General features: G+C 35.1%; 18 protein-coding genes. 8 read left to right on the plus strand and 10 right to left on the minus strand.

What is annotated here, in order from left to right:
- The 3 genes from ACK4R1_RS04320 to ACK4R1_RS04330 all read left to right on the plus strand — a co-directional run.
- The coding region (locus ACK4R1_RS04320) for a T9SS type B sorting domain-containing protein (protein ID WP_409684063.1) at positions 1–331 on the plus strand (331 nt) is incomplete at its 5' end.
- Positions 332–337: 6 nt separating this feature from the next.
- Positions 338–1,336, plus strand: a complete 999-nt coding sequence (locus ACK4R1_RS04325) for a type IX secretion system membrane protein PorP/SprF (protein WP_409684065.1) — start codon at positions 338–340, stop codon at positions 1,334–1,336.
- A gap of 41 nt (positions 1,337–1,377) precedes the next feature.
- Positions 1,378–1,893, plus strand: coding sequence for a gamma carbonic anhydrase family protein (locus tag ACK4R1_RS04330; RefSeq protein WP_409684067.1), 516 nt, complete (start codon positions 1,378–1,380; stop codon positions 1,891–1,893).
- A gap of 279 nt (positions 1,894–2,172) precedes the next feature.
- On the opposite strand, the gene murI is transcribed toward ACK4R1_RS04330, so the two are convergent.
- The 8 genes from murI to ACK4R1_RS04370 all read right to left on the minus strand — a co-directional run bounded on the left by murI (position 2,173) and on the right by ACK4R1_RS04370 (position 10,464).
- A complete protein-coding gene (gene murI / locus ACK4R1_RS04335; RefSeq protein ID WP_409684068.1) occupies positions 2,173–2,952 on the minus strand; it encodes a glutamate racemase in 780 nt (259 codons plus the stop codon).
- Positions 2,953–3,026: 74 nt separating this feature from the next.
- Complete coding sequence (locus tag ACK4R1_RS04340) at positions 3,027–3,527, minus strand: OmpH family outer membrane protein (RefSeq protein ID WP_409684070.1); 501 nt, start codon at positions 3,525–3,527, stop codon at positions 3,027–3,029.
- A 29-nt stretch (positions 3,528–3,556) separates the two neighbouring features.
- The gene (locus ACK4R1_RS04345; protein WP_409684072.1) at positions 3,557–4,552 is read right to left on the minus strand and encodes an OmpH family outer membrane protein; all 996 of its coding nucleotides are present in this window, start codon (positions 4,550–4,552) and stop codon (positions 3,557–3,559) included.
- 35 nt (positions 4,553–4,587) lie between these two features.
- A complete protein-coding gene (locus ACK4R1_RS04350) occupies positions 4,588–7,308 on the minus strand; it encodes an outer membrane protein assembly factor (protein WP_409684074.1) in 2,721 nt (906 codons plus the stop codon).
- Complete coding sequence (locus ACK4R1_RS04355) at positions 7,241–7,981, minus strand: isoprenyl transferase (protein ID WP_409684076.1); 741 nt, start codon at positions 7,979–7,981, stop codon at positions 7,241–7,243. Before ACK4R1_RS04355 ends, ACK4R1_RS04350 begins: the two co-directional genes overlap by 68 nt.
- Before the next feature lie 3 nt (positions 7,982–7,984).
- On the minus strand, positions 7,985–8,671 hold the full coding sequence (locus tag ACK4R1_RS04360; RefSeq protein ID WP_409684078.1) for a DUF6089 family protein: 687 nt from the start codon (positions 8,669–8,671) through the stop codon (positions 7,985–7,987).
- 164 nt (positions 8,672–8,835) lie between these two features.
- Positions 8,836–9,717 (minus strand): NAD kinase, encoded by an 882-nt coding sequence (locus ACK4R1_RS04365; protein ID WP_409684080.1) that lies wholly within the window; start codon positions 9,715–9,717, stop codon positions 8,836–8,838.
- Between the two features lie 87 nt (positions 9,718–9,804).
- Positions 9,805–10,464, minus strand: coding sequence for a CBS domain-containing protein (locus ACK4R1_RS04370; protein ID WP_409684082.1), 660 nt, complete (start codon positions 10,462–10,464; stop codon positions 9,805–9,807).
- A 158-nt stretch (positions 10,465–10,622) separates the two neighbouring features.
- Here ACK4R1_RS04370 and ACK4R1_RS04375 point away from each other — a divergent pair, with 158 nt between their 5' ends.
- The gene (locus ACK4R1_RS04375; RefSeq protein ID WP_409684084.1) at positions 10,623–11,336 is read left to right on the plus strand and encodes a pyridoxine 5'-phosphate synthase; all 714 of its coding nucleotides are present in this window, start codon (positions 10,623–10,625) and stop codon (positions 11,334–11,336) included.
- Positions 11,336–12,097 carry an alpha/beta fold hydrolase gene (locus ACK4R1_RS04380; protein WP_409684086.1) on the plus strand — a complete coding sequence of 254 codons (762 nt, stop codon included), beginning with the start codon at positions 11,336–11,338 and terminating at the stop codon, positions 12,095–12,097. The genes ACK4R1_RS04375 and ACK4R1_RS04380 overlap by 1 nt, the downstream gene beginning before the upstream one ends.
- Before the next feature lie 49 nt (positions 12,098–12,146).
- Here the strand turns inward: ACK4R1_RS04380 and ACK4R1_RS04385 are convergent, their stop codons facing one another.
- Both ACK4R1_RS04385 and ACK4R1_RS04390 read right to left on the minus strand, forming a co-directional pair.
- Positions 12,147–12,959, minus strand: coding sequence for a T9SS type A sorting domain-containing protein (locus tag ACK4R1_RS04385; protein WP_409684088.1), 813 nt, complete (start codon positions 12,957–12,959; stop codon positions 12,147–12,149).
- A gap of 207 nt (positions 12,960–13,166) precedes the next feature.
- Positions 13,167–14,066: a choice-of-anchor J domain-containing protein gene (locus ACK4R1_RS04390; protein ID WP_409684090.1), complete on the minus strand. Its 900-nt coding sequence runs from the start codon at positions 14,064–14,066 to the stop codon at positions 13,167–13,169.
- Positions 14,067–14,263: 197 nt separating this feature from the next.
- On the opposite strand from ACK4R1_RS04390, the gene ACK4R1_RS04395 reads away from it, so the two are divergent.
- From ACK4R1_RS04395 to clpP, 3 genes are all read left to right on the plus strand, one after another.
- Positions 14,264–14,608, plus strand: coding sequence for a phage holin family protein (locus tag ACK4R1_RS04395; protein ID WP_409684092.1), 345 nt, complete (start codon positions 14,264–14,266; stop codon positions 14,606–14,608).
- Positions 14,609–14,698: 90 nt separating this feature from the next.
- Positions 14,699–16,033: a trigger factor gene (gene tig / locus ACK4R1_RS04400; RefSeq protein ID WP_409684094.1), complete on the plus strand. Its 1,335-nt coding sequence runs from the start codon at positions 14,699–14,701 to the stop codon at positions 16,031–16,033.
- 267 nt (positions 16,034–16,300) lie between these two features.
- A complete protein-coding gene (clpP, locus tag ACK4R1_RS04405) occupies positions 16,301–16,957 on the plus strand; it encodes an ATP-dependent Clp endopeptidase proteolytic subunit ClpP (protein ID WP_409684096.1) in 657 nt (218 codons plus the stop codon).
- The last annotated feature ends 77 nt before the right edge of the window (positions 16,958–17,034 follow it).

The following is a 17,034-nucleotide window of genomic DNA, read 5'->3' on the forward strand; positions in this document are numbered from 1 at the left end:
GGATACTGAGGGCGGATTGGCCTTTAGCTGTGAGGAGTTTATCATTAATAATGTACAAGTAATAGATTACCCACATTACTTTACTCCGAATGGTGATGGTATTCATGATACATGGAATGTGGTAGGATTATTTAATTATGCAGATCAAACAAAAATTTATATATTTGACCGCTACGGAAAACTACTGAAACAAATCAGTTCGGCAGGAGATGGATGGGATGGTACCTACAACGGCCAGCCATTGCCTTCAACGGATTACTGGTTTACGGTGGATTATCCGGAGCAAAACACAATGAAACAATTTAAAGCCCATTTCTCATTAAAAAGATAAATTAAAATGAATTTTAGAAAACTTTGTCTACTAGCTATACTTTTTGTATCACAGCTTTCAAATTCTCAAGAAGGATTGCCTGTTTATTCTGATTATTTATCAGACAATTATTATTTGTTACATCCTTCTATGGCGGGAGCTGCAAATTGTGCTAAGCTCAGACTAACGGCAAGACAACAATGGTTTGGTCAAGAAGATGCTCCGGCTCTACAAACGTTAAGTTTTAACGGATCGTTAGGCGAAAGATCGGGCGGTGGTATCATTGTTTTTAATGACAAGAATGGATATCACTCTCAAACCGGTATGAAATTGACTTATGCGCATCATTTGATGTTTTCTCGTGACAGAGTTGACTTAAATCAACTTTCATTTGGTATGAGTGCCGGTTTTGTGCAAAGTAGTTTAGATCAAAGTACGTTTTATACAAATGATCCTACTTATGATCCATTAATTTTTAATTCAATTCAAAGAGCTTCTTATTTTAATGTTGATATTGGAGCTTCTTATAATTTCCTTGATTTTTATGTTCATGCTACAGTAAAAAATGCTTTGGCCAGTGACAGAAAGTTATATTCAGACAGAGAGCCGGTTAACTTAAGAAGGTTCATTTTGAATTCAGGTTATACTTTTGGAGATGAAGAAGGAATTCTTTGGGAGCCATCATTTATGTTCCAGTTGGTTACTCAGACTCAAGAGAAGACAGTTGATTTGAATATCAAAGCTTACAAAGAGTTGGAATTTGGAAAATTATGGGGCGGAATCTCTTACAGAAGAAGTCTTGATGGTGCTCAGTTTGTGGAAGGAAATGCTGTTTCTGATCAAAAAATGCAATATATAACCCCTATTTTAGGGGTGAACTTTAAAAATTATGTGTTCTCTTATACTTATTCACATTTGTTAGGAAATGTAAATTTTGATAACGGAGGTTTTCATCAAATTACCTTGGGTATAAATTTATTCTGTGCTCCTGAGAAATACCACTGTAATTGTCCAGCGATTAATTAATTTTAACTATAAGTCCCGATATTCTCGGGACTATTTTTTTTATGGTAATAAAATCAGTAAACGGTAAATATCCTCAAATTCCAAGTGATTGTTATGTGGCAGAAAATGCCACTATCGTAGGCGATGTTGTGTTAGGCAGTTCTTGTAGTGTTTGGTTTAATGCCGTCATTAGAGGCGATGTTCATTATATCAAAATCGGTAATAAGGTCAACATTCAAGATGGTGCTATCATTCACTGTACTTATCAAAAGCATCCAACTGAAATAGGGAATAATGTTTCTATAGGTCACAATGCGATTGTTCATGGTTGTAAAATTCATGACAATGTATTGATTGGAATGGGTTCAATTGTGATGGACAATTGTATAGTGGAAAGCCATTCGATTATTGCGGCCGGAGCTGTGGTTACTCAAAACACAGTAGTAGAATCGGGGACGATTTATGCCGGTGTTCCTGCAAAGAAAGTGAAAGACATTGACCAATCGGACTTTGCGGGTGAGATTGAGCGTATTTCGAATAACTATGTGATGTATTCGAGCTGGTTTAAAGAAATTTGAAATTAAAAGGAGGACTGCCGGTGGCTGTCGGTTATTTTTTCTAAGAAAACTAAACGTTTAGCTAGTCTTGATAGTTTGATGTTAAGAGGAGAATGTCCAGTGGACATTGGTTTTTGATTGTGCTAAAAGAACTGTACTTGATTTATAGCCCCGATAGTAGTGGAAATCCTTTTTTGCTTGTACTTCGACATCCCGATAGCTATCGGGACAACATGACAAGCAAAAAAGATTGTAGCGGATAGCGGGTCAATGGTTCAAAGAATATTAAATGTTGTGCTCCTAAAAATCTTTCCTTTTTACTTCGTATTTATTGTTTAGGATATCGCTTAAGACCTTTGGATTGGCATTGGTATAGAAAAGTACATTTCCTTTTTTGGTATCATTACTCAGGCCGACACTTTCTGTTAAAACTTTCTTTGTCTGCCGTGCTACAGCTTCCCCTGAATCGATGATTTTAATGTGATTTGGGAGGATTTTTTTGATTTGAGGAATCAGATAAGGATAATGGCTGCAACCGAGCACGAGGTAATCGATATTGGCTTCAATCATAGGTTCTAAATAGGCGTGAAGTAATTGGTTCATTTCGGGCGAATTGATTTCACCGTTTTCAATTAATGTTACTAAACCCACACCAATTTGTTCAATGATTTTAGTGTCTTGGTATTTTTCTACTGTTTGGTGAAAGAGTTCACTATTTAAAGTTCCTTTTGTGGCTAAAATTCCGATCACGTGTTTTTCAGAATTTATTGCGGCAGTTTTTATAGCCGGTTCAATTCCAATAAACGGAACGTCATATTTGGCGCGCAATTCTTTGATGGCATTGGTGGTGGCGGTATTGCAAGCTACGACTATGATTTTAGCATTTTGATTGAGAAGATATTCGGTGTTTTTAATACTTAACGCGATAATTTCTTCTTTTGACTTTTGTCCATAAGGTGCATTTTTGCTATCGGCTAAGTATACGGTGTCTTCGTTGGGAAGCAAGTCATGAATTTCTCTCCAAATAGAGGTACCGCCAACACCGGAATCAAAAAGGCCTATGGGATTGTTATTTGTCATAAAAACAAAAGTAAAAAAAAACTGCTCAATCCTAAAGTTTCAGGTGAGCAGTTTTCAAGTTTGTATTTTAGATTTTAGAAACCTAAATCTTTTTTAATGTCAGCCGTTAAATCCGGACCGTCAGCTAAAAGTAAATCAGCTACATTTAAAACGTATTGGTATCCTTTAGCTTTTCCTACTTTAGCAATAGAAGCTTTGATTTTTTCCATCAAAGGCTTTACTAAGTCAGTTTCTTTCTTTTGCAATTCTTTTTGCGCATTGTCTCTGTAATCAGTGATGCGTTTTACTAAGTCTTGTACTTCTGTTTGACGGGTTGCGTTAACGGCATCTCCAACAGTAGAGGCTTCTTGGTCGTATTTTTGAATTTTCTTTTGATATTCTTCAGCCATTGTTTTGTATTCCGCATCATAAGTGGCGCTCAATTTTTCCAATTGCTTTTGAGCATCTAACATTGCCGGCATTTTAGAAATAATTTCATTTACATCTACGTGTGCAGTTTTAGCTTGGGCATTGATGGTGTGACTTGTTCCTAAAAACAATACAGTAGCTATTAGTAATGATTTCAATCGTTTCATTTTTAAAGGTATTAATTAATTATTATTGTTTATTCTTCTTTTTTCGGTTCACCGGTTTTTTCTTCTTTGGCTTTTTTAGCCGCTTCCCTATCCGCTAGAACTTTTTTCTTTTTTTCTTCTAAAGCTTTTTTCTTGTCTTCTACAAGTTTTGCTCTCTCGGCTGCTTTTGTATCTTTTGGGGCAGACTCCACTTTTGTTGAATCAGAAACTTTTTTGTTTTCAGGAGTTGCCGGTTTGTCATTTGTTTTATCGTTAGCAGGAACCGTGCCATTTTTTTTAGCTTCTCTTTCCTCCAATAATGCTTTCCTTTTGTCTTCTTGCTCTTTTTTCTTGGCTTCGGCGGCTAGTTTGCGATCTTCAATTAACTTATCTCGAGCTGCTTTTTTATCTTCTAAAGCTTTTTTTCTGGCAGCCAGAGCAGGATTTTCATCTTCTACATCTTCTTGGTATTCCTTCTTTTCTTGTTCTTTTAATTCTTTTTTAGACAACTGTTCTCTTCTTTCCGCACGGGTAATGGCTCTAACTACTTGGTCGCTGATGTCGTGTCTTTTAGCCGAAAATAACATGGTTAAATCAGAAGATTTGTCAAAGATAAAATCGTATTTTTTTAGCTCTGCAATATCTTGTACAGCATTGAAAACTTGATCTTGAATGGGTTTAACCAATACAGCTTTTTGAGTCATTAAATCGCCATTAGGACCAAATCTCTTTTGTTGGAAATCTAAAAGTTCATCTTCTTGAAACTTGATTTCTTCTTCTCTTTCATCGATTAGCTCTTTGGTTAATAATGCTTTTTCGGTTTTTAGGGCATCTTTTAACTTTGCAATTTCAACTTTTTTGGTTTCAATATCTTGTTTCCATTTTTGAGCTTTTAGCTCTAATTGGTTATTGGCTTCTGTGTAGTCAGGAACATTTTGCAGTATATATTCCATGTCGATGTAACCAATTTTTATACCTCTTGTTTGGGCATTAGCCTCAAAAGTAAAGGATATAAGTAATATTGATATTGCAAAATATTTTTTCATACGATTATGATTTAGAAATAATATATCAAATATAATTAAAATTGTTGACCAATTATAAAATGTGTTTCCCAACCATTCTTTTGATTAAAACCAGGAACTGCATCAAACCCGTGGGCAAAATCTATCCCTAATAAACCAAATGCCGGCATGAAAATTCTAATACCAAATCCGGCAGATCGTTGCAATACAAATGGATTGTATTCTTTAAAAGAATTATAAGATGAACCGGCTTCCAGGAAAGTTAGTGCATAAATCGATGCCGCAGCTTTCAATGTTAAAGGATATCTTAGTTCTAATGAGAATTTATTGTAAACCGTTGCTCCATCTTGATCAGATAAGGATTGATTAGGGTAACCTCTTAATTGAATCACTTCACGACCGTCTAAAGAAAAGTTAGCCAAACCGTCTCCGCCCAAAAAGAATCTTTCAAACGGAACTAGTCCGCGACCGTTGTTGTAAGCGCCTAAGTATCCAAACTCACCCAAAGCTCTTAAAACCAATGCCTTTGATTGTGTTCCGGCTAGTCTTGTGTACCAATCGGCTTTGAATTTTAATTTATAGTATTCCAGCCAGTTAAATTTTTCTTGGTCTACTTTACCTTGATCAACAGCAGCATCTTCTAAGTTGGTTACCACATTTCCACCGATACCATCAACAAGAGCGCCAGTAGGCACCCAATTGTTATTAGAGTCGAAATAGCCTACACCTTTGTTTTTTAATTTGTAGGCTGCTTGGTTTTCTAAATCACCATAATTAATACCATTAAATAAAGAATACGGCAAAGTGAATTTGGCTGAAAAACTAAATTCAGAACCCGAAGTTGGATAAATTGGGTTTACTCCTTTATTATTTCTGCTCAGTCCAAGTGAAAAAGCCAAGTTGCGCGAGGCACCATCACCAAAAGTAAACAAACCGGTATTGTAGTTGTTCAAATCATAGTATTGGAAACTAACTGAATTAGAGAATACAAAGAAATCATCCGGCACCGTTAATCTTTTGGCATACCCAACAGACAAAGAAGTGATGTTAAAACTCTTAGTTCGGTCAACATTAGCCGAGCGTCCGGAGTATAAAAATTGTTTACTGTGTGACAAAGAGGTAGAAAATTGAATTGGTTTTTTACCCCCTAACCAAGGTTCAGAAAAAGACAAACTATAGGTTTGGAAGAAAGAACTGGCTTGTAAACGCAAGGCCACTTTTTGTCCGTCACCCATTGGTAATGGTTTGTAAGCTTCTTTTTTAAACATATTTCTGGCCGAGAAATTATTGAAAGACAAACCTAAAGTTCCAATAAAGCCACCTCCACCGTAACCGCCTTGTAGTTCGATTTGACTTGATCCTTTTTCAACAACGTTGTATTCAATATCGACTGTTCCTGCGGCCGGATCAACATTTTTGAATTTTGGATCAATGGCTTCCGGGTCAAAGAATCCTAATTGTCCAATTTCACGAATGGTTCTTACTAGATCTTCTTTGCTGTATTTTTGTCCCGGACGGGTTTTAAGTTCTCTGTAAATTACCCTGTCATTGGTTTTGTCATTTCCTACTACAGTAATGTTGTTGAAATAAGCAATTGGACCTTCCATTATTCTAATTTCAAAATCGATAGTGTCATTGGCGGTTTTTACTTCAACTGCATTGATGTTGGAGAATAAATAACCATTGTTTTGATACAAGTTTGTTATATCATCACCATCAGGTTTTGACTTGTCAGCGATTCTTTTTTCTAATAAAACGCCGTTATAGGTTTCCCCTTTTTTAATTCCTAATACTCTTTCTAATAATTGATCTGAGTAAACAGAGTTCCCAAGGAATTTGATATTACCAAAGTAGTATTTTCTTCCTTCTTCTACTTTTATATTGATGGCTAGTTTAGATTTTTTTTCATTTAAAAAAACAGAATCTTTAATTACTCGGGCATCTCTATATCCTTTTTCTTTATATTTTTCAACGATAGAAGTTAAATCTTCTTGGTATTTTTCCTTGATGAATTTAGAGGATTTGAAAATTCGTATAGGATTAATTTGTTTGGTGTTTTTCATGGCTTTTCTCAGTTTCTTGTCTGAGAATTTTTCGTTGCCATCAAAATTGATTTTGGAGATTTTTAATTTGTCTCCTTTGTCAATGTTTACCAACATTTTTACTTGATTGCCTTCAGTAGTATCAGGTGTTGTGGTTATAAAGACTTTAGTTTTGTAATAACCGTCTTTTTTGTATTTGTTTTCGATGTAGTTTTTGGTCGTTGTAATCAGATTCTCATTAACAATTTTACCTTTTGTTAGATTGTTTTCTTTGATTAAAGCTTCCGTTTTCGATTTTTTTACGCCTTGAATTTTTGCTTCACTTAATTTTGGTAATTCTACGATATCAAGGTCAAGCCAAATACTGTCACCTTCTGTTTTGTTTACATAAAAGTCGATGTCACTAAACAGTCCAAGTTTTCCTAATTTTTTAATGGCATTACTGATTTCTTCTCCGGGAACCGTCAATTGTTGTCCTTTTTCCAAGCCGGAAAAAGTAACTACTGTTTGCTCGTTATAACTGATTTTTCCATTTACTTTAACGTCTGCTAAAATATATTTTTTTCCTTGTTCAAAAGGCAGTCTGTCTTGGGCTTGTAATTGAAAAATACTTCCAAAAAATAAGATAATTAGAAATATTCTTGAGGGTGTAATCTGCACTGAAATTTTATTTAATTTGTTCACTTGTTTTTCCAAATCGTCGTTCTCTTTTTTGATAGCTAATGATCGCTTCATATAAATCGTCTTCTTTAAAATCGGGCCACAATACGTCTGTAAAATAAAATTCTGCATAAGCGATTTGCCAAAGCAGAAAATTACTGATCCTGTGTTCGCCACTGGTTCTAATTACTAAATCTACATCGGGTAGATTGTGCGTGTAAAGATGCTGATTAATAATTGATTCATCAATAGTGTCTATCGAAATTATATTATTTTTAACTTTATCACTGATTATTTTAACAGCATTTAACAATTCCTCTCTCGAGCCGTAGCTTAACGCTAATGTCAAGGTCATCCGGGTATTGTTTTTTGTCTTTTCAATAACACTTAAAAGTTCTTTTTTTGCTGAGGAAGGAAGCAAATCAATGTTCCCGATACAGTTCAATCGAATGTTGTTTTTTTGAAGGGTTTCGAACTCTTTCTTGAGGGAAGAAATCAAAAGTTTCATCAAAGTGTCCACTTCTAGCTTGGGACGGTTCCAATTTTCAGTTGAGAATGCGTAAAGCGTAAGGTTATTTATGCCTAATTTGGCACAGGTTTCTACGGTAACTCGAACTGATTTTGTTCCGTTTTCATGACCAAATGCACGCAATAAACCTTTCTGTTTCGCCCAACGACCATTCCCGTCCATAATGATGGCAAGGTGTTTGGGTAAATTGTCTTTGTTTATTTTGTCTAGTAAATTCATTCTTTATTCTGCGCAATAACAGGGTTTTTCAGTAAAGGTGTACGTAAGTGTAAACCCAGTGAAAACATACCAGTCTTTGCTGTTTATATTGCCAAATTGTAATGGCGCTAAATTTTCATTCTTCGGAAAGCTTCCGTCCAAGTTATCGGTGAAAGTATACCTTGCACCAACTTCAAAGCCCAAAACGATGTTGTCAAAAATATTGCTTTTGACGCCAACAATCATTGGAATGGCAAAAGTGCTTTCGGTATAGTCTTTCTTTGTTTGTCCATTAATTACATACAATTCATCGTAGGCAAAATAGGAAAGACCTGTAAAGACATATGGTGTTATTTTCTTTTTCAAAGTTTCGTGTAGATTGAAATCAAAAAAATTGAATTCCATCCCGGCTGAAAGCTCTTTGATGTTATTTTTAAATTTATAACCTCTCAAATTCCTTCCCGGAACTTCAGAGTCTAAATCATTTCCTGTAATAGTTGACTGCGTATAGGAAAATCTATACGAATGTCTAGGGCTTTTATTCCATTTATATAAAATACCGATAGCCAATTCATTTGGAGCAATATAATTGGTTTTACCCACATCGCCAATGAAATTACTACCGCCCAAGAAAACACCAATCTCGTTGATTTGTGCGGTCAAAATATTTTGGAAAACCAAACAAAAAAATAATACTAAAATCTTTTTCATCAAATTGAAAATAGCGTGCAAATATAATAATTCTCAGTACTTATATAGCATGAATTTCGGATTTCTGCCAAATAAAATAAAGTGCTGATAATTACCAAGGTTAGCAAGGTTCTATTCTAAAACGATTTTTTTAGAATTGTAGTATAAAATGAATGGATTTTTTTCTAGTTTCTCTTGTCTTCACCCCAAAGTAATTTGGTTCGAAGCGTCTTGAAAAAGGTTTCTTCCGGAATTTCCACCATATTAATATTGAATGGTGTTTTCTTAATTTTAATGATCGAATGGTTATCTACCGAGGTGATTCTTGAATCCAAAGAAACCAGATATTGTTCTTCTCGACCCGAAACTTTTAGAGTAATTTCAGTATTGTCTGGAATAACCAATGGTCGTGCGTTTAAATTATGGGGCGCAATAGGGGTTATTACCAATCCCTTTACCTCGGGAGTTAAAATTGGTCCGCCACAACTCAATGAATAGCCGGTGGAACCGGTTGGCGTGGCAATAATCAATCCGTCTGCCCAATAAGAGTTCAAGTATTCACCATTCAAAAAAGTTTCAATAGTAATCATCGAAGTGGTGTCTTTTCGACTTACAGCAACTTCATTCATGGCAAAATTAATGTCGATTTCCGAATTGTTTGGAGAGCATTCAATAGTTAACAATGATCGTTCGGAGATGGTATATTTTTTTTCAAGTACGATTTGCAAAAAAGCACCAATATTTTCCTTTTGTACTTTGGCTAAAAAACCTAATCTTCCGGCATTAACCCCTAAAATGGGAATACCTGAATCACGCACAAAAGTTGCGGCTCTTAAAATAGTTCCATCGCCGCCAATACTGATAAGAATGTCGAAACTGTTGTCTAAATCAGAATGAATGGAAAAGGTATTGTATTGTTTTTCAACAATTTTTTCTTCATATAATATTTTCAAAAACTTTTCTTCAATGACCAATTCTATATTGTTTCTGTTGAAAAAAACAAAAATATCCTTGATAATCGGTCGCGTGTCGTTTTGATAATATTGTCCGAAGATGGCAACTTTCATAGTAATGAGTTATCAGACGTCAGATTCCAGAGGTCAGAATTTAGAATTTTACTTCCAACTTCCAACTTCCAACTTCCAACTTCAATTTTACATATTTAAATATTTATCCAAGTATTCAGAACGTTCCTTCAAATTGTTCAAATAGTTGTCTTCTTGGTGTTCAGAAATAATTTCATAATTGTAACGACGAAACGTTTGGATGATTTCATTCATGCCGCCCAAAGTGATTTTAACAGTTACTTGCACTTTTTCCGCATTGGCTTCCGAAACAAAAATGCCTAAAAGCTTGCCGTTATTACTTTCTACAATTTGAGCAATTTGACTCATCGAATACTCATTGGTTGATTTTTCAACCACAATAATGCCGCCGGTTTCTTTTAAGAAAGGCGTTTCGTTTAAAAACTTGATCACATCTGTGATTTCGTAATAACCAACATATTTATTATTTTCATCTAAAATCGGAACCAAATTAGCATTGTTTCTTGCAAAAACTTCTAAAACATCCAACCAAATCATTCCAATCCTAACAAAAAAACCTTCTAAAGCATAACGGTAATCGGCTAAGTTTTTTTGCGTTTCAAAAGTTTCAGCATCAACCGAAGAGATACAACCTAAATAAATTCCATGATCCAAAACAGGAAAATGGGAAAAAGTACTTTCGGCAAAAAAATCCTGAATTTCTGCTACTTTTTCTTGGTTCGAAAAAGGTTTAAAATCGTTATTGACATATTCTGAAAGTTCTCTCATGTATTCTTTTCTTTAGCGACTGCAAAATAATCAAATTTTGGGACATGCCGACTTGCTTAACTTTGTATTTTTGTCTAAAAATTAATTTACCTAATAATTTGTAGATTTCCTAGGTTTGAAAAACAATAATTTGCGAATTCGTGGATAAAAAATAAAGCATGACAAAATTAAGCGTTAACATCAATAAAATAGCCACTTTGCGAAATGCTAGAGGTGGCAATGTGCCCGATTTATTGCAAGTTGCCAAAGACATTCAAAAATTCGGAGCACAAGGAATCACTATTCATCCAAGACCGGATGAGAGACACATTCGCTATCAAGACGCACGTGATTTAAAACCAATTGTCTATACTGAATTCAATATCGAAGGTAATCCACAACACAATTTTATCGATTTGGTTTTAGAATGTAAACCTGATCAAGTGACTTTGGTTCCTGATGCGATTGGAGCAATTACGTCTTCGGCCGGTTGGGATACGATTAAATTCCAAGATTATTTAACAGAAGTCATTGCCGAATTCAAGAGAAATGGTATTCGAACATCTATTTTTGTTGACCCGATTTTGAATATGATTGAAGGTGCCAAAAAAATAGGAACAGACCGAATCGAATTATACACTGAGGAATTTGCGCACCAATACGGATTGGGTAATAAAGCCGGAATCGAGTCGTATGTAAAAGCTGCGGTTTTGGCCAATGAATTAGGGTTAGGGATTAATGCCGGCCACGATTTAAGTTTGGATAACATTAAGTTTTTTAAAGAAAATATTCCCGGTTTATTGGAAGTTTCCATTGGTCATGCTTTGATTTCAGAAGCATTGTATCTTGGTTTGGACAATGTAGTAAATATGTATTTGCAAAAATTGAAATAATGTTACACTCAAGAATTGAAGGCGAAGGCAAGCCACTAATAATAATTCACGGTTTTCTGGGTATGAGTGATAACTGGAAATCCTTCGGGTCGCTGTACGCGGCTGAAGGTTTTCAGGTACACATGCTTGATTTGCGCAATCATGGAAGAAGTTTTCATTCAGAAGATTTTAGTTACTCAGTAATGACAAGCGATGTGTTAGAGTATTGCCAAGGTCATGATTTAAAAAATATCAACATCATAGGTCATTCTATGGGTGGAAAAGTAGCTATGCTTTTAGCAACTGCTTATCCTGATTTAGTAGAAAAATTAATTATTGCTGATATCGGGCCAAAATATTATGCACCGCATCATCAAGATATTTTAGCAGGATTGAATGCCGTTGATTTTTCAACAAAACCTGACAGAGCCGAAGTTGAAGAAACTTTGTATCCGTTTATTCCGGATTTTGGAACACGCCAATTCTTAATGAAAAATCTCTATTGGGTTGAGCCCGGACAATTAGCATTCCGATTCAACTTAACGGTTTTTAATGCCAAAATAGAAGCAATAGGTGAAGCTTTGCCTGAAGAAAATCATTTTGATAAACCAACCTTGTTTATCCGCGGAGGCAATTCTAAATATATTTTAGATAGCGATGTAGTCCACATTCAAAAACACTTTCCTAATTTCAAGTTAGTAACGATTCCTAATGTCGGCCATTGGCTTCATGCCGAAAACCCAAAGTTGTTTTTTGAGGAAAGCTTAAGTTTTTTAAAATAAAAAAAGCCCTTTCAATTGAAAGGGCTTTTCTATAGTTAATTAAAGCTGTTTAGCTTTTGATAAATTTCTTAACTGCTTTACCTGAATCAGTGTTGATATTCATAAAGTATACACCAGAATTTAAATCGGAAACATTTATTTCAACTTGAGAAAGGTTGTTTACTCTTAGGGTTTTAACTGTTCTTCCGTTAACATCAGTAATACTTATATCAGTTAAAAGGATGTTGTAGTTGTTAGAGATGCTAACTGTATTGTCAACAGGATTTGGATAAGTGCTGAACTTATTAGCAAATGATTCATTAACACCTAAAGTTCCAGTGATTAGAACGTCATCAATTGATAAAGTGTCAGCATCAGTAGCTAAATACTGGAATCTAACTTGAAGGCCTGATAGTCCTACATAATCAGCTAAATCTAAGGAAACAGCCAAAGTTTCATAATCGTCATAAGGGCCATAGTCTTCTTCTACCCATAGAGTAGTCCAATCTAGACCATTGTCACTAATTTGAACATTTAAATCTCCATTAGGAAATGGTGCCACCATGTATTCATATCCTATTTTAGCATTGAAACTAAAGGTAGCATCTGCATAACCATCCAAGCTAAAAGTAGGGCTGGTTAAAGTGGCGTCATTTGGATCAAGAATCCAAGCAATAATGGCAGATTTTGCACCAGTAATATTGAAGGTTGCTTGAGTAGTAGCCGAATAGTCCGTGGTTGGTCTCCAAAATCTTGTTGCTACTTGTGTTTGAGTTGTCCATCCTGTTGGAGGAAAAGTTGCACCTTCAAATCCCTCAGATAATATTTGAGAACTGCCATAAAGTGACGTTAATAATGCAAAAGATAGTAATAATTTTTTCATAATTAGAATATATTAAGTTAATGTTGCAAATATATTAAATATAAATTTTGTTTAGTAAAAATTAACTTTTTTCTAAAAAGGTTTTTGAGTAAGTCTATTGCTTCATTGTAATTAAGTATTTGTATTTGCCAATGAAACTTCAAAAAATTAAAATTAAAAAAGCCCTTTTCAACTGAAAAGGGCTTTTTTATAATTTATTTAAGCTAGTTAGCTTTTGATAAATTTCTTAACGGCCTTACCCGAATCTGAATCAATATTCATAAAATAAACTCCTGAAGTCAAGTCAGAGACGTTCATCTGAACCGTTGACAAATTGTTAACAGATACATTTTTAATAGTTCTTCCATTGATATCTGTGATTGTTACGTTTGAAACTAAGATGTTCTCGTTGTTTGAAATGGTAACTAAGTTATTGGCAGGGTTTGGATAAGTCGAAAATTTTGATGAAGTAAACTCAGTACTCGACAATGTACCATCAATTGAAATATTGTCTAAAAACATTACATATTGGTCATTTCCATCGTTTCTAAAAGCAATTCTAATCGAAGTGCCTGCATATCCATTTAGTGCTACCGTTCTGTAATTTCCTGTGTTTAATTCGTTATTAACATCTAACAATAATGTGGTGAAATTAGCTACTGCCGGACCACCTGTTGGCGAAATGTAAACCTGATAATCTTCTAAAAATGAAGAGCTTCCTAAGCTTGTTGCAGCCCATTTAAGTGTAACCCCAGTAGCACCTGCAGGAATCTCAATTAGAGGAGAAACCAGCCAGTCATTTGCCACTCCAACGGGAGTATACCAAGAATTGCTGGCAATGATATTATCAGCCATGCCGGTTGCCGCAGCAGGATAGGCATATTCAAAATTTTCGTTTGCTTCTTGAATTTCAAACAAAGACAAAACAGTCCAAGCATCTTGTATTAAATAAGACAATGCTTCACCCTCTGTTCCTCCAGGACCTACAGGTGTTCTGTTGTCTAAATTGTATAATATCCATTCATCAATCCCAGGACCTATACCATCCCAGTTTTCAGCAAAAATTGTAGATTGAGAATATAAATTCAAACTGCCAATTAGTAAAAAAGAAAGTAATAATTTTTTCATATCGGTTTTATTAAAAGTTAATAAAAACAAATATAGGCAATATTTTTTTTATTTTTAATAATTAACTTTTGTAACTGATAAACAGATGTTTAGTAAAAAAAATGTTGTAATAGAAATTAAAGGTTGCTTTCCGGAAAATGAACTAAATTTTATGGCATATAGAAATTTATTTGCATATTTGATTAAAAATAAATTTTATGAAACTACTCCTCAGAATATTTATAACCGCCGTTTTAGTAATGGCAATCGCCTATTTAATGAAAGGCGTAATTGTTAACGAATTCACCACCGCATTAACAGTAGCAGTCGTTTTAGCCTTGTTGAATTTTTTCGTAAAACCTGTTTTGGTACTGTTAACCTTGCCGATAACCTTTTTTACATTGGGTTTATTTTTGTTGGTAATCAACGCGATTATCATCTTGCTTTGTGACGAGTTTGTCGACGGATTTGAGGTGAGTTCGTTTTGGACAGCCATGCTCTTCAGTATCATCTTATCACTTTCGCAATCATTGGTTTATCAAATCACCGGCGAGGCAAAATAAATCGGTAAAAATCAATAAAATAAAACTTGGTTGGGTTGCAGAAATGTTATAATTTTGCAACCCAATTTTAGTATGTAAAAAACACAAGAAATGAACATCACAAGAAATAATGTAGACGCATTAAATGCTGTAGTTACTGTTGAAGTATCAAAATCGGATTATGCAGAAAAAGTAGAGAAAGTTTTAGCAGATTATAGAAAAAATGCTGCTATTCCCGGATTTAGGAAAGGAGCTGTCCCAATGAGCTTAATCCAAAAACAATATGGTAAAGCTGTTTTATTAGACGAAGTAAACAAAGTGTTGCAAGACAATCTGAACAAATATTTAGTAGAAGAAAAACTAGACATCTTGGGTAATCCGTTACCAAAAGTAACCGAAGATTTCAACTGGGATGTGGAAGATTATAAATTCGAATTTGAATTGGGTTTAGCCCCGGAATTCACGGTTGATTTAGGAGCCAAAAACGATGTGGTACAATACAAAATCATCGCCGATGACAAAATGCTAAACGACCAAGTGGCCCGTATCCAAAAACAATACGGCAAACTAATCGCAAAAGACACTGTTGAAGAAGGAAACGACGTTTCGGGTGTTTTTGCCAATGAAGAAAAAGGCATCAACAACAGAACAACATTATCTTTAGATGTTTTTGCTGACAAGAAAACCGCAAAAGCTTTTATGGGTAAAAAAGTAGGCGATGTAGTAACGTTAAAAACTAAAGGTTTATTCGATGATGATCACAAATTAATGGATTTCTTAGCCGTTAGTCACGATGACGTTCACGGTTTAGACATCGAAGTAACCTTCACTATCGACGAAGTAACAACACATGAACCTGCAGTTTTAGACCAAGAGTTATTCGATAAATTATTCGGACCAAAAGTAGTAACTTCTGTAGCCGAATTAAAAGCGAAAATCAAAGAAGACGCCGAAAAACAATTCGCCCAACAAGCGGATCAAAAATTCTTAAACGATGTGACCGTGTCATTAATCGCCAATACCAAGTTTGATTTACCGGCGGAGTTCCTAAAAAAATGGATCCAAACCGCAGGTGAAAATCCACTAAGTGCTGAAGAAGCAGAAGCAGAATACACCAAATCTGAAAACGGTTTGCGTTACCAATTAATCGAAGGCAAAATCATCAACGAAAATGGTCTACAAATCACTTTCGAAGACCTAAAATCATACACCACTGAAATCATCAAAAAACAAATGGCGCAATTCGGCCAAATGGATCCAAGTGATGAAGATGTGCAAGGTATCGTAGCCCGCGTAATGTCAAACCAAGACGAAGTGCGTCGCTTGTCAGAGCAAGTAATGAACGAAAAAATGCTAAACTTATTCAAAGACAAAGTAAAAGCCAAGTCAAAAGAAGTAAGCTACGACGAGTTCATCAAAGCAATGTATGGCGAATTAAAACACTAATCATATATTTTACTATATTTGAGCGTCAAAGTAATTTTGGCGCTTTTTTTATTAGAAGCTAATCCGGCTATACGTTACAATCTTTTTATTGTTGTCACCCTGAGCATGTCGAAGGGCTTTTTCTATACAATAAAAAGGATTTTCACTACTATCCGGGCTAGGGTTTTTGATTAAGCGACACATTGTCACCTTAACAACAAGGCACGAACTTTGACTAACCAAAAGAAGAATTCATAACTTATAACTCTTAATTCATAACTAATAAAAATGGACTACGGAAAAGAATTTAAAAAGTTTGCGACCAAAAAACACGGCGTAAACAGTCTGTATTACGATAAAATCGTAGGAAGCATGACACCTTATATTATTGAAGAACGTCAATTAAACATTTCACAACTCGACGTATTCTCCCGTTTAATGATGGACAGAATCATCTTCATGGGAACCGGTGTCGACGATTATATGGCCAACATTATTCAAGCGCAATTGTTATTCTTAGAAAGTGTTGACGCTTCTAAAGACATACAAATCTACATCAATTCACCAGGAGGAAGCGTGTATGCCGGTTTAGGAATTTACGACACCATGCAATACATCCGACCTGATGTAGCGACTATCTGTACCGGTATGGCAGCGTCAATGGGCGCGGTTTTACTATGTGCCGGAGCCGCCGGAAAACGTTCGGCGTTACCACATTCAAGAGTCATGATTCACCAACCATCAGGCGGGGCACAAGGGGTAGCGACTGATATGGAAATCAACTTAAAAGAAATGTTGAAGCTGAAAGATGAATTGTACCAAATCATTTCGCACCATTCAGGGCAAACTTTCGAAAAAGTACACAAAGATTCTGAACGCGATTATTGGATGATTGCCGATGAAGCAAAAGAATACGGAATGATTGATGAAGTGTTAAGAAGATAAATAAATTGCAGGTTTCAGGTTTCAAGTTTCAGGTTTTTCAACTTGGAACTTTAAACTTTAAACTTGAAACAAGTAAA

This window comes from Flavobacterium sp. (assembly GCF_046293665.1).
Lineage (GTDB): Bacteria > Bacteroidota > Bacteroidia > Flavobacteriales > Flavobacteriaceae > Flavobacterium.

Coding starts and splice junctions, on each gene's coding strand:
- murI (WP_409684068.1), bottom strand. CDS start 2,952: ATGACAAATAACAATCCCATAGGCCTTTTTGATTCCGGTGTTGGCGGT.
- ACK4R1_RS04360 (WP_409684078.1), bottom strand. CDS start 8,671: ATGAAAAAGATTTTAGTATTATTTTTTTGTTTGGTTTTCCAAAATATT.
- ACK4R1_RS04345 (WP_409684072.1), bottom strand. CDS start 4,552: ATGAAAAAATATTTTGCAATATCAATATTACTTATATCCTTTACTTTT.
- ACK4R1_RS04355 (WP_409684076.1), bottom strand. CDS start 7,981: ATGAATTTACTAGACAAAATAAACAAAGACAATTTACCCAAACACCTT.
- ACK4R1_RS04350 (WP_409684074.1), bottom strand. CDS start 7,308: ATGAAGCGATCATTAGCTATCAAAAAAGAGAACGACGATTTGGAAAAA.
- ACK4R1_RS04330 (WP_409684067.1), top strand. CDS start 1,378: ATGGTAATAAAATCAGTAAACGGTAAATATCCTCAAATTCCAAGTGAT.
- ACK4R1_RS04365 (WP_409684080.1), bottom strand. CDS start 9,717: ATGAAAGTTGCCATCTTCGGACAATATTATCAAAACGACACGCGACCG.
- ACK4R1_RS04325 (WP_409684065.1), top strand. CDS start 338: ATGAATTTTAGAAAACTTTGTCTACTAGCTATACTTTTTGTATCACAG.
- ACK4R1_RS04380 (WP_409684086.1), top strand. CDS start 11,336: ATGTTACACTCAAGAATTGAAGGCGAAGGCAAGCCACTAATAATAATT.
- ACK4R1_RS04395 (WP_409684092.1), top strand. CDS start 14,264: ATGAAACTACTCCTCAGAATATTTATAACCGCCGTTTTAGTAATGGCA.
- ACK4R1_RS04340 (WP_409684070.1), bottom strand. CDS start 3,527: ATGAAACGATTGAAATCATTACTAATAGCTACTGTATTGTTTTTAGGA.
- tig (WP_409684094.1), top strand. CDS start 14,699: ATGAACATCACAAGAAATAATGTAGACGCATTAAATGCTGTAGTTACT.
- clpP (WP_409684096.1), top strand. CDS start 16,301: ATGGACTACGGAAAAGAATTTAAAAAGTTTGCGACCAAAAAACACGGC.
- ACK4R1_RS04390 (WP_409684090.1), bottom strand. CDS start 14,066: ATGAAAAAATTATTACTTTCTTTTTTACTAATTGGCAGTTTGAATTTA.
- ACK4R1_RS04385 (WP_409684088.1), bottom strand. CDS start 12,959: ATGAAAAAATTATTACTATCTTTTGCATTATTAACGTCACTTTATGGC.
- ACK4R1_RS04375 (WP_409684084.1), top strand. CDS start 10,623: ATGACAAAATTAAGCGTTAACATCAATAAAATAGCCACTTTGCGAAAT.
- ACK4R1_RS04370 (WP_409684082.1), bottom strand. CDS start 10,464: ATGAGAGAACTTTCAGAATATGTCAATAACGATTTTAAACCTTTTTCG.